We start from the raw sequence: 12,707 nt of genomic DNA, 5'->3' as shown, positions 1-12,707 counted from the left end.
GGGTGGCTCACTTAAGCATAAGGATATGTTCTATAAATTTATCCCTTGCATATAATTGTTGCTGATTATTTAAAAGATAGCGGTTAAAAAAATATGTTGTTAAAATAAAAGCATTTTTTTTATCATTATTAGAAATTTGTTCGTTAGCAGCAAGCAAAAATTGGGGCAGGGAGAGTAATTTATCCTTATATGGCAACCCAGCTGTTAAACTCACTGCCGATGCTGATTTAGGGGAAACATAATGAAGATCTTCTTCCATACCTGTTACTACACATTTATTTAAGTTTAATCCATAACCACCTTCTTGTAATATAGTTAATTCGAGCCGAATATATTCTTCAAAAACAAAATGTTTTGCTAAGCTATCTAAATATTTTTTTAAAATAAGAAAAAAATTATTATGTGGTTCTCGCTCATGAAAAGTAAGTTTAATAAGATTCACAATTGAATTAAAAGCATATAACTTAGTCTTATTAATAATTAAAAACCCACTATAGGATTTTATCAATTCACACTTGGCGGTTCCTAAATGTTCTTCTAGCCTAGCTTGCCATAGGAAATCCACAATATTTCCTTCTTGATAAATAGCGCGTGACTTTTTAGTTATTTGGGGAACTACTGCAGAATATAATCCATGTTTTTCAGTAAATAGAGTAATTATCGATGCATTTTCTTTTAAAGGTCTTTTCTCAATTATTATCCCTATATCTTTAAAATTCATATTAACTTTCTAACTTACCTTTTTAATAGACTTCCTGCATAAGTCGAAAATAGTTGAGAGATTTTCAGGAAAAACGAAGCCGAGCACCGCAGCGTACATAGGTACGTGAGGAGCGGAGGCAAGTTTTGACGACAAAATCACCAACTAGATCGGATTTATGCAGGAAGTCTAATTTTAAACCTTTTGTAACCTCATATGTGTATATGCATGGGGGTCATCTTTCCATAATTCTCGTACTTTTACAAATAAGAAGAGATGAATTCTGCAATCAAAAGCTTGTTGCATTTCTATTCTAGCTTTATATCCTATCTCTTTAATTTTAGCACCATTTTTCCCAAGAATCATAGATTTATAAGAATCTTTAGTCACAATAATTACCTGACAAATCTTTATAGATTTATCATTATTTTCTTGCCAGCTTTCTGTTTGTACAGTTAAATTATAAGGAAGCTCTTGATGAAGCTGCAGAAATAATTGTTCACGGGTGACTTCAGCTGCTAAAAAACGCATAGGTAAATTAGTAATATCATCTTTCTCATATAACCAAGGCGATAGTTTAGCCTGTTTTCTTAGAAATTCTAGTAATTTGTGGATATTTTTACCAGAGAGAGCAGAGATTTTTAGTATATTAGCATTGGTTTGAGCCCTTACAGTATTTTCCACCGTTTCTAAATTTTTAGAAGGCACATCAATTTTATTTAGTAAGAAAAGCAAATTTATTTGGAAATTTTGTAATTTTTTTAGTATTTGCAAAGTAAATTGATCAATAGTTTTGGTGCTATCTAATATCATTAACACTAAATCAACCCCATGCAGGCTGGACCATGCACATCTTACCATAGCTTTTTCTAATTGTTTTTTCGGTTCAAATATGCCAGGAGTATCTAATATTATTAATTGAGTATCTTTTATCGTTACTATTCCTGTAATGATAGTGCGAGTTGTTTGCTCCTTTGGCGTTACTATCGAAATCTTTTGCCCAATTAATTGATTCAATAATGAAGATTTCCCAGCATTTGGTTTACCAATTATAGCTATAGAAATAGTCTTTTGTTTAGTATTCCCCTGTGTTGCAGTAGCCTGTTGATAGCTTTTTAGAGGAATAAGTTGGTGGGGATTATAAGTTTCTAACATTCTATTGCTTAAGCTTAAGTTTTTATTTCTGCATCCACTATACTCCTCTTTCGATGATTTTGCTGCTAGGCGCTATGGTAGAGCCTATAGATAATAGGCGAGCTATTTGAGCAACGACGCATGCAAATTCATATCAGAGAAGTATATTTTCGACTTATGCAGGAAGTCTAATGTAGCCTATGTTAAATAGCGCTCGTTTTGTTCATTTATTAGCTGTATTAAAGCAGCGACCTGTATAGTGTCCTGTTTCTGCGAACCCAGCTGCCTTATAGTAAGTAGTTCGTTTTCCATTTCGTGCTTACCGATAACCGCTATTATAGGAACTTTATTATTAGAAAAGTTACGGATTTTATAGTTAATTTTTTCTCCAGAAATATCAATATTAGTCCTAATGCCAGCATTAATTAATAGTTTATTGACTTCTAAGGCATAGTCTTGTAGGTCACTCGTGATAGTAGCAATGGCTACTTGTACCGGGGCTAACCATAGGGGAAAGCGGCCGGCATATTCTTCTATTAATATGCCAATAAATCTTTCAAAAGAACCAATTATTGCGCGGTGAAGCATTACTGGTCTTTTTTTCTCCCCGCTTACTGCAATGTAATTGGCATCTAGCCGTTCTGGTAGTACAAAATCTACTTGTAAAGTCCCACATTGCCATTCCCTGCCTATTGAGTCTTTAAGACAAAATTCTAACTTGGGCCCATAGAATGCACCGTCACCGGGGCTTAATATATATGAATATCCTGCCTCTGCTACTGCTTGTTTTAAAGAATGTTCTGCTTTATCCCACACTGCATCACTACCCGCTCGTACAATAGGACGATCTGAGAATTTAATTTTGATTTCAGAAAAGCCAAAATCTTGATAAATCTCAGTTAAAAGCTTACAAAAATTTACTGTTTCACTATTAATTTGTTCTTCGGTACAGAATATATGGGCATCATCCTGGACCAGGCTTCTCACTCTCATTAAGCCATGCAAGGCGCCTGAGGCTTCATTTCTATGACATAACCCAAACTCAGCCATACGAAGGGGTAGATCGCGATAACTTTTTATTCCTTGTTTAAAAATTTGCACATGACAGGGGCAATTCATAGGTTTCAGTGCTAAAACTTTATCTTCTAAATTTAAAGCAAACATATCTTCTCTAAATTTTTCCCAATGTCCTGATTGCTCCCATAAGCTTTTGTCTACTAGGATAGGAGTTCTAACTTCATTATAGCCCGCTTTTCTAATTTTTCTTCTAATATATTGCTCAATGATATTATATATACTCCAGCCTTTATCGTGCCAAAATACCATACCTGTAGCTTCTTCTTGAAAATGGAAAAGCCCCAGCTCTTTTCCTAATTTCCGATGATCTCGCTTTTCAGCCTCTTCCAGCATATAAAGATAATTGTCTAACTGGGCTTTAGTCGCCCATGCCGTACCATATATTCGTTGCAACATAGGATTGTTACTATTTCCGCGCCAATACGCCCCAGCTACTTTCATTAATTTAAAATATTGGACTTTACCAGTTGATAATGCATGAGGGCCCCGGCATAAATCAATAAAATTGCCCTGTCTATATAAGGTAATATTCTCATTTGTTGGAATTTCAGCAATAATTTCTGCTTTATAATATTCCCCGAGCCCTTTAAAAAATTCTATCGCTTTATCTCGGTCCCATATTTCTCTAACGATTTTTTCATCTCTATTGATGATTTCCTGCATTTTTGCAGTGATCTTCAGTAAATCTTCAGGAGTAAAGGGTTTCTCAGTAGCAAAATCATAATAAAAACCATTTTCAATTGCTGGGCCGATAGTCACTTGCACATTCGGAAATAATTCTTTTACTGCCTGCGCGGTAATATGGGCTGCATCATGTCTGATGACTTCTAAGCTTTCAGGATCTTTATTGGTTAAAATCCTTAAATTGCAATCCGATTCAATTGGAAGATTTAAGTCTTGTAGCTGGCTGTTGACTTCTACTACTAATGCTTCCTTGGCTAAAGATACTGAAATCAATCGGGCTAGCTCTATTCCTGTAATATTTTTTATAAATTGTTTTTTGGAGCCGTCAGGAAAAGTAATATTAATCATGTTATTTGAGATATTATTTCATTTAGTAAAGGCCTATATATTAGCTTGTTATATATTAATATACAACTAATTTTATAGATACTAAGTCTTGAACCAGGCCTATATTGCTTATAAGTAACGCTATGTTTGACTTTTTTTACAAAAGACCTCTTGCATAACCTAATCTAATTGGTAATTTTGTCGTCGAAACTCCTCTCTGTTCCTCACGTACGTCTATGTACGCTGCGGTACTCGACTTCGTTTCTCCTAAAAATTCTTCAATTATCTTTAGGTTATGCAAGAGGTCTAAAGTAATACCATTTCCGAAAACTAAATTAGCATTATAGTCACTTAGGTTAAACTAGCTACGTTGTTGCTTGTCGCTTACCTAGTATCCCCTAGGCTTCGCTCCTCGCGCCTAGTATCTAATTCAACCTAAGTGACATAGGAGTACGAGTGTCGGCTACCTGCGCGTACATATTAGTACGTAAGGAGGAGAGCATGAAGTAAGGCGACGTGATGAGTAGTTTTCGGAAATGGTATAACTAATTTTTCAAGTATTGTATTATTAGCTATTTAGTGATTGAGCAAAAATATGAGAATGCCCCATTTTCCTACTGCCCCCTGGAAACAAAATATACAATATAATCTTGAGAATATTAGTAAGTTACTAATCACATTGGGTAACCCACATCTAAAATTGCCCCCAGTGATCCATATAGCTGGCACCAATGGTAAAGGGTCAAGCGTCGCCATGTTTAAGAGTATATTTGAATCTGCGGGTTATAAAGTACATGCCTATACTTCTCCCCACTTATTGGAAGTCAATGAAAGGATAGTAGTACAAGGAGAAAAAATTTCTGATAAATTTTTATTTGAAGTATGTGAAAGAGTACGAATTGCAAGCTTAAAAGATGATATTGAACCTAGTTTCTTTGAAAGTATTACAGCGGCCGCTTGTTTAGCTTTTGCTGAAGTAAAAGCAGATATATTAATATTTGAGACGGGACTAGGGGGCAGATTGGATGCTACTAATGTAGTGCCAGCTCCCCTTATTACTCTTATTACTCCTATTTCTTACGATCATATGCAACAACTTGGTAATACGTTACCAGAGATCGCTAAAGAAAAAGCTGGTATTATTAAGGCCAATATTCCTTGTGTTATTAGTTGTCAAGTAGAAGAAGTATATGAAGTACTATTAGCAAAATGCCGCGCTTTAAATTCGTTGGTTTTTTGCTATGAATATGATTTTGGTATCAAGAAAAACGATGATAGCTTTAATTATTTATCCCAGAATGCTAATTATCAGTTTTCCTTCCCTTCCTTGCGGGGGGATCATCAACTAATCAATGCTGCCGCAGTAATTGCTACTATTGGCTTGATTAATACTAGATTTAATATAACTAATGCAAATATACAAAGGGGACTACAAAATATCCATTGGCCTGCCAGGTTGCAAAAAATTTCTTTTAATAAATATTCGCATTTAGCACATAAGCATGTACAAATTTGGCTAGATGGAGCGCATAATAGTGCGGGCGCTCAAGTTCTTGCTGCTTGGATTGCTGATAATTTACAGCCACCAGTTTATCTCATTTTAGGAATGACAAAAAATAGAAATGTAGAGGATTTTTGTTTACATTTAAAGCTATTGATAGTAAAAGGATACGGGGTCAGAGTTTTGTCTGAGGTCATGAGTTATAGTAGTGAGATGGTAAGTCAAAAAGGAGCTGCAGCAGGGATAGAATTTGTTCCTAGCGATTCTTTAGAAGAAGCCATCAAAGAAATAAGTAATTTAAAGCAAGAAGGAACCAATATAATTATTACCGGTTCTTTGTTTTTAGCAGCGGATTTTTTAAAATTAATAGAATAACCCAGCTCTAGGTGATATATACTGTTCATAAATTCAGGTTAACTTAATGTAATAAATAGAGAGAAGATTATGATATATAGCCCTCAAGCGAACCAAAGTTCTTATCCTTTTATCTTACCAGAATTGCCTTATAATAAGGGTGATTTTGCTCCTTCCCTTTCCGCGGAGTCATTTGATTATCATTATGGTAAGCATCATCAAGCATATGTAACTAACTTAAATAATTTATTACAAGACCAGCAAGATTTACAAAAAATGAGCTTAGAGGCAATAATAATCTCTTCGGCTAAAGACCCGACTAAAAGTTCTATCTTTAACAATGCAGCACAAGTATGGAACCACAGCTTTTTTTGGCATTCTATTAAGCCAAAAGGAGGGGGAAGGCCTAGTAGTAAAATATTAAAACTAATTGATAAAGATTTTACTAATTATGAAAATTTTGTTGCCGAATTTAAACAAGCCGCAATAAGTCAATTTGGTAGCGGTTGGGTTTGGGTAGTATTTAATGAGGGTAAATTACAAATTGTTAAAGCTAGCAATGCGGATACGCCTATTACTAAGTCTATTAAGCCATTACTTGCCTGCGATGTGTGGGAACATGCCTATTATATCGACTATCGTAATAAGCGTCCCGATTATGTCTCAGTCTATCTAGACTCCCTAGTTAATTGGCAATTTTGTGAAGAGAATATGTAATATTTCCCCTAATGATTCTTTTATCTTTACAACAGGGGGGGATTTTGACTTATCCAGGAAGTTTAATAATATTTTTTGTATAAAATTAAGACGAAAATAGCTTGCGTTAAGTAAATAAAGTGACTATTTTATTTATTGCTGGTAGTGGGCATGAATTCTGCTCAGGTGGTCAGGTTCGAAAGAAAGCAGCCAAAGTGGTCGGTAATGGGTCATTACTAGCAATATCAAATTATTTTTAAAATATACTCCTCTTCCGATGAATTTGCATGCGTCGTTGCTCAAATAGCTCGCCTATTATCTATAGGCTCTACCATCGCTCTCAGCAGCAAAATCATAGTAAGGAGTATAGACTGCGGCAAGGGCAGTTAAAATCTACGCATAGTAAAGTATCATCGCGAACTAAAAACTAATATTTCTATCGTATTTTTGTGAATATAAGTAATGACAAATTAACAGAGCAATATATTAACTTTGCAAGAAAATATCGTCCAAATAATTTTGCAAAGTTATATGGACAAGAAGTTTTAACAAAAATTTTAAGCTATACAATTTCTAAAGAGCGAATAGCGCAAGGTTATCTTCTTACTGGTGTTAGAGGAGTAGGCAAAACAACTTCGGCGCGTATTATTGCTAGGACTATAAACTGCACTAATCTACAAGTTCAAGGTCAAGATATTAATGCCTGCGACAATTGTCAGAATTGTAATAGCTTTAATAATAATAATCATCCCGATATAATAGAGATTGACGCGGCTAGTAAAACCAGCGTAGATGATATTCGTAAAATAATAGAAAGTAGTGAATATAAGCCCTTAATTGGCAGATATACTATTTATATTATCGATGAAGTACATATGTTATCTAAAGGTGCTTTTAATGCGTTACTTAAAATCCTTGAAGAACCGCCCCGCCATATAATATTTATCTTTGCTACTACGGAACCACAAAAAATTCCGTTAACGGTAATTTCTAGATGCCAACGATATGACCTAAGAAGGTTAACTTTTAATGAAATTTTATCGCTGCTGCAAGAAATTGCTGATAAAGAAAAGCTAAAAATTGAAAAGGAAGCCTTAAAAATAATAGCCTCCAGATCGGATGGTTCAGCTAGAGATGCTATCTCTATGTTAGATCAGGTAGTTGGCTTAGGGCAGGGGGATATCATTACTGCTTCCGATATTTGCCAAATAGTTGGGGTAGTAGATACTGTAAATATTATCAAATTTGTGGAAGCTATTATAAAAAAAGATACAGCTAAATCGCTGGGTTTACTCAATGAAATTTATATGGCCTCAGCAAACCTGGAAATTTTTGTAGCTCTCTTATCTGATTTTATCGCATACCTTATCAAAGTCAAGTTATTACCTAATTATCAAAATCCAATATATGAATCTTTTAATATAGAAGTAGCAAATATTTTATCTCAATTGACCATTTGTCAGCTATCAGTTATTTGGCAAATATACAGTAAAGGGATTATGGAGATAAAAATGTCACATGATCAATTGATAGAAGCAGAAATGTTAGCAATAAAGTCTATATATTCTCAAATGCTTCCATCTATTGAAGAATTAGAAGAGGTTCATTCTCCTTCAGGAGCTTCGCTTTTCCTACCTACCTCACAACATAATATCAATAATAAAATCCTTCCTTTTCTTAGTTATTTATATTTACATAATGAAATGGAGATATATTATCACCTAATGAATGAGGTGGAAATAAAGTCTTTTTCTAATAATAGAATAGAGGTTGCGGGTAATAATCTTACCATAAATATACAAGCTCAGCTGAATAATTTATTATTAGCTTGGTCAGGGCAAGTATATAATGTAACTATTACCAAACAATTGAAAGTTATTACTCTTAAAGAGCAATTGATAGATAAGGTAAAAACAAGTCAAGACTGGCAAACTCTGATAAAACACTTTCCAGATATCACTATCTCCGATATATTGCTAGGGCCTGGAAATAATTAACCTCCGCCGCTTATTTGCATAATCTAATAATTACAGGAAAAATTAATATGGCAAATTTTAATCAGTTTTTAAAGCAAGCGCAATCTATGCAAAAAAAAATGCAAGAGATGCAAGATCAAATGGCTACCACTGAATATACTGGTAAAGCTGGGGGCGGCCTAGTGCAGCTTACTATGTCTGGTCGTGGTGAAGCGCGGAAAGCTTTTATAGATCCTTCCTTACTTAAAGAGGCGGAAAAAGAAATACTAGAAGATTTAATTATCGCTGCTTTTAATGATGCTAAAAGTAAAGCCGATGAAGACTCACAAAATTCGATGTCTAATGCTTTTGGTAATATTAGCTTACCTCCTGGCTTAAAGATGCCATTTTAATAGAGACCCTTAGCGTTCTTGTTTGCGCCAACTTGCAGAAGAGTGGTATACCAACTTTTTAAGTACGAGAAATATATTAGGTTCTGTGAAGGTTTCTATCTAATGGTCTTATCGATCGTTATTTTCGTTCTCGAATCCTCACCTACATTTAGTATAGCATAGACCATTAAGGTGCGTACAAAATATTTATCTTCAAGTATACACAACTACTATGCTTCTCGCGTACTATCATGTATGTATCATAATGACATAAGCTATACGCTGCGGTTCTGTGAGCAAAAATGCCTATAAATCTACTCATTACAGAAAAACCTTCACAGAACCTAGTTTCTTAACAAACAGAAATTTTTATTAGCCACTAAATCTATTATTATTTGTTACAATTTTGCATTGAGTAGTATTACAAAATATCATTATTACTCCAGCGTTTTGTAAGTACTCCTTAGTGATAGTCATTTTATGACCCCGGCATTTACTACCAGAGGCTAGATTAAGGTATATATCTGCATTTTCACATTGCTCTTTATTGCTAATTTGTTGGGAATTGATAATAAGTTTATTACCCTGAGAAATAAACTTATTTTGGGGCTCCATAAATATTTTAGCATCTTTTTGCCCAAACCATTGGGCCCAGTAGAGACGTTTAAAATTTGATATTGTTATCCTTGTGTTTATAGGAGGCCGTAGAGCATTAGGATTATTTATTTCATTAAAATAGTTATGAATTTCCAGCTCAGAGTTATTATTTTTTAAACCTATATTATTTGTCTTGATATCAAGAATAAAATTAGGCAAAGGGGAGAGGATCATTAAAATAAAAGATAAAAATATTATTATTAATCCTAAAAAACGCCATTTTGTTTGCCATAAACAAATCCAAAAGAATCCTAATAAAAAGGTAATTAAGCTAAGTTTACTTATATAACCTACATGCCAAAGGGGGAAAGGTAATAAGGTAGTAAATTTTACAGATTTAATTATTAAGTCAATGAAAAACCCCATTAATTTAAGACAATAATGATCTATCCCAAAGATCATTAACCATAAAGACATTATCGCTAAAGGCATTAAAAAAAAAGACATTATGGGCACGGCAATAAGGTTCAGGATGATAGAGTAAGTAGGAAAAGTATAAAATTGATTGATTACCACCGGTGCAGTGACTACTCCTGCTAGTAAACTTGAATAAATATTAGAAGCATAATAAAATTTTACCTTAGCGAATATTCCTTTATTTTCCCCTAAAACCCATTGATTCTTTAGGTAAAATTCGTAACCACTGGTTAAGGATAATACGGCAATAAAAGAAAGCTGAAAGCTGGGATGAAATACAACTTCTGGATTTAGAGATAATATTATAAAAGCTGCAGCTGCCAGGGAGCGAAGAGGGAAAACAGAGCGTTCTACCATCAGGGCGTAAATAAAAATTGCCGTCATAATAAAGGCTCTAGTAGCCGCAATTTGCATATTAGTTAATTCTAAATAGCTATAACTACCAATTAAAGAGCAAATTGCTGCTACCGATTTGATATTATAATTATAAGCTATATAATTTGATAAATTTAATAAAAATCTTGTCGCCATGAACAAAATAGTGGCAACTAAGGATAAATGTAAGCCCGAAACACAAAGGATATGAGATACCCCGCCTTGCCTCATCGCTTGCATTATATTTTTATCTAGAGCTTTTGTTTCCCCCAATAATATCGCTGCTGCAAAATTTCCCTTACAAGAACCTAGTACTTGTATTAACCTATTATAAATATTCTTTCTAAGGTGGTAGATCAAGTTATTAGTAGAGAGGTTAGTATATGATATAATTTTGGGAGGAGCTAGCGCGAAGCCAGTTGCCCCTAAATTGTTAAAGTAGGCATAAAAACTAAAATCATAGCCTCCAGGCAGCAGGCTATTTTGGGGCCGACAAAGTTTTGCTACTATTTTTATAGTACTATTTATATCAATTTCTTTGGCATATTTTGCCGGCACAGTTATCCTAACTTTTGCGAGCTTTTGCTGTAATTTGTAAATTCTAGCCCCAGTCAAGGTAATTTGGAGGCCACGATTCCGCGAATTTATGGCATTAACTATCCCTTCTACAGGAGAAATGACACATTCGTCAGTTTGGAATATATGCGGGTTATAGCGATGTTCAAGCGGGCTAGCTAACGCTTTGTGAATTAGAGTTCCTGAATCAGTTAATCTAGTCGGTAATTTTGTCGTTGAAACTCGCCTCCGCTCCTCAGATGCGTCTATGTAGGCCGCTCGGCTCGGCTTCGTTTCTTCTAAAAATTCCTCAACTATCTTTGATTTATGTAGGAAGTCTAATATATAAAGTAGATTGTAGTTATTGGTATATGTGCGATATTTGCTGATCACCATACCATACGAGAAGGAAATTATTAACCTTAATATAAAACTCCATAATATATGAGGTCTTGCAAATATCGTAATGCGCCCCGAAAACTAGAGCAGTGATAGAGAGACTATTTTATGTTAAAATAAATATAAAATAGGAGCAGTCGAAAATGAGTAAGCCAAAAAGTTACAGTAAAGAATTTAAGTTTAAAGTATCGCTAGAGATGATCCGAGGAGATTTGAGTATTGCTGAAATAATCTCAAAATATCAAGTTCCAAGGTCGGTAATGACAAGGTGGAAGAAACAATTTTTGGAAAATGGTGCTGATATTTTTAAGTTTAGCTATGAAAACGGTAATTCCTCTAGTTCTACAAGCGAAATAGAGAAACTGCATGCAACTATTGGCAAATTGAAGGTAGAAAACGATTTTTTGCAGCTCGTATCTGCCAAGTTGAAACTATAAAGAGGAAAGTGATGGTAGATAAGGATTATAAAGATTTAAGTGTTCGTCGGCAAAGTCAGCTATTGAATCTGAACCGCTCCAGCCTATATTACAAGGATTCGGAGAAGGATCAAGATAATTATTTAAGTAATAGAATAGTTGAGATCTATAGTAATTATCCGATATATGGTTACCGGCGAATAACGGCGATACTTAGGAGAGAAGTGGTAATTGTTAACAGCAAAAAAGTCAGGAGGTTGATGAAACTAATGAATTTGCAAGCAATTTACCCTTCGATTAATACAAGTAAAAGAAACCTAAAAGAAGCTATTTATCCATATTTGCTATCAGGGTTAGAGGTTATAAAGCCAAATCAGGTATGGCAGGTGGATATCACTTATTTAAGGGTACAAAGTGGTTTTATGTATTTGGTTGCATTAATCGATGTTTATACTAGATTAGTAGTAGGATATCGTTTATCAAATAGTTTAAATACAGAGAGCTGTTTGCTAGCGTTAGAAGATGCTATAGCTAAATATGGGAAGCCGTCGATAATTAATAGTGATCAAGGTAGCCAGTTTACCAGCGAGGATTGGATTAATGAATTGAGGAGATGCGTCATAAGCATCAGCATGACGGGCAAAGGCAGGTGTAACGATAATGCCCATATTGAGCGTTTATGGCGATCGTTTAAGTATGAGGGGTCGTATTTATACCGGTGTACTTCAGTTTTAGAGTTGAAAAATAATATCCCGAAATGGTTGAATTGGTATAACAATCAAAGGCCCCATCAGGCTTTGGAGTACAAAACGCCGTTTGAGATATATAGTGGATTTATGGATAAGTCTTGCGACTTACCCACAATTCCACTATTACCACAACAGCTACAAAATTATAAAAATAATATTTTTGTAGATAGTTTATGAAAATAATAGTCTCTCTATTTAAAGCTTTTTTGGTCTAAACATAGGGGCGCAGTTCATATTAAAGGTAAGGCAATAATAGGCATAGATACAATCAGTAAACAAGATGGTTCATTAACTAACGTAAAATAAGTGACGATGCCCG

Annotated in this window: 11 protein-coding genes and 1 other RNA gene; 7 read left to right on the top strand and 5 right to left on the bottom strand. The window is 34.4% G+C overall.

The window, feature by feature from the left end:
* Positions 1 to 7 precede the first annotated feature (7 nt).
* The 4 genes from recO to AAGD44_RS02440 form a co-directional block, all read right to left on the bottom strand.
* Positions 8 to 721 (bottom strand): DNA repair protein RecO, encoded by a 714-nt coding sequence (gene recO, locus AAGD44_RS02455; protein ID WP_341764423.1) that lies wholly within the window; start codon positions 719 to 721, stop codon positions 8 to 10.
* A gap of 174 nt (positions 722 to 895) precedes the next feature.
* Positions 896 to 1,855, bottom strand: coding sequence for a GTPase Era (gene era, locus AAGD44_RS02450; RefSeq protein ID WP_341764422.1), 960 nt, complete (start codon positions 1,853 to 1,855; stop codon positions 896 to 898).
* Positions 1,856 to 2,032: 177 nt separating this feature from the next.
* On the bottom strand, positions 2,033 to 3,943 hold the full coding sequence (gene thrS / locus AAGD44_RS02445; RefSeq protein WP_341764421.1) for a threonine--tRNA ligase: 1,911 nt from the start codon (positions 3,941 to 3,943) through the stop codon (positions 2,033 to 2,035).
* A gap of 136 nt (positions 3,944 to 4,079) precedes the next feature.
* Positions 4,080 to 4,223 carry a palindromic element RPE1 domain-containing protein gene (locus tag AAGD44_RS02440; RefSeq protein WP_341764081.1) on the bottom strand — a complete coding sequence of 48 codons (144 nt, stop codon included), beginning with the start codon at positions 4,221 to 4,223 and terminating at the stop codon, positions 4,080 to 4,082.
* 294 nt (positions 4,224 to 4,517) lie between these two features.
* Here AAGD44_RS02440 and AAGD44_RS02435 point away from each other — a divergent pair, with 294 nt between their 5' ends.
* The 5 genes from AAGD44_RS02435 to AAGD44_RS02415 all read left to right on the top strand — a co-directional run bounded on the left by AAGD44_RS02435 (position 4,518) and on the right by AAGD44_RS02415 (position 8,841).
* Positions 4,518 to 5,798 carry a folylpolyglutamate synthase/dihydrofolate synthase family protein gene (locus AAGD44_RS02435; protein ID WP_341764420.1) on the top strand — a complete coding sequence of 427 codons (1,281 nt, stop codon included), beginning with the start codon at positions 4,518 to 4,520 and terminating at the stop codon, positions 5,796 to 5,798.
* 69 nt (positions 5,799 to 5,867) lie between these two features.
* Positions 5,868 to 6,494: a superoxide dismutase gene (locus AAGD44_RS02430; protein ID WP_341764419.1), complete on the top strand. Its 627-nt coding sequence runs from the start codon at positions 5,868 to 5,870 to the stop codon at positions 6,492 to 6,494.
* A gap of 133 nt (positions 6,495 to 6,627) precedes the next feature.
* Positions 6,628 to 6,721: signal recognition particle sRNA small type (gene ffs / locus AAGD44_RS02425), an RNA gene on the top strand.
* A gap of 207 nt (positions 6,722 to 6,928) precedes the next feature.
* Positions 6,929 to 8,470: a DNA polymerase III subunit gamma/tau gene (dnaX, locus tag AAGD44_RS02420; RefSeq protein WP_341764656.1), complete on the top strand. Its 1,542-nt coding sequence runs from the start codon at positions 6,929 to 6,931 to the stop codon at positions 8,468 to 8,470.
* Positions 8,471 to 8,517: 47 nt separating this feature from the next.
* Entirely contained in the window at positions 8,518 to 8,841 is a 324-nt protein-coding gene (locus tag AAGD44_RS02415; RefSeq protein WP_341764418.1) for a YbaB/EbfC family nucleoid-associated protein, read from the top strand.
* Positions 8,842 to 9,192: 351 nt separating this feature from the next.
* Here AAGD44_RS02415 and AAGD44_RS02410 read toward each other — a convergent pair whose 3' ends face one another.
* Positions 9,193 to 11,220: a ComEC/Rec2 family competence protein gene (locus AAGD44_RS02410; RefSeq protein ID WP_341764417.1), complete on the bottom strand. Its 2,028-nt coding sequence runs from the start codon at positions 11,218 to 11,220 to the stop codon at positions 9,193 to 9,195.
* A gap of 146 nt (positions 11,221 to 11,366) precedes the next feature.
* Here AAGD44_RS02410 and AAGD44_RS02405 point away from each other — a divergent pair, with 146 nt between their 5' ends.
* Together AAGD44_RS02405 and AAGD44_RS02400 are read left to right on the top strand one after the other, a co-directional pair.
* Positions 11,367 to 11,660, top strand: a complete 294-nt coding sequence (locus AAGD44_RS02405) for a hypothetical protein (RefSeq protein ID WP_341763459.1) — start codon at positions 11,367 to 11,369, stop codon at positions 11,658 to 11,660.
* An 11-nt stretch (positions 11,661 to 11,671) separates the two neighbouring features.
* Positions 11,672 to 12,565 carry an IS3 family transposase gene (locus AAGD44_RS02400; RefSeq protein WP_341763476.1) on the top strand — a complete coding sequence of 298 codons (894 nt, stop codon included), beginning with the start codon at positions 11,672 to 11,674 and terminating at the stop codon, positions 12,563 to 12,565.
* Positions 12,566 to 12,707: the final 142 nt, after the last annotated feature.

Origin of the sequence: Candidatus Tisiphia endosymbiont of Beris chalybata (genome assembly GCF_964026555.1) — a bacterium.
Lineage (GTDB): Bacteria > Pseudomonadota > Alphaproteobacteria > Rickettsiales > Rickettsiaceae > Tisiphia.
Note: the sequence above shows the minus strand (reverse complement) of the source record. Positions and strands in the feature narration are given on the sequence as shown.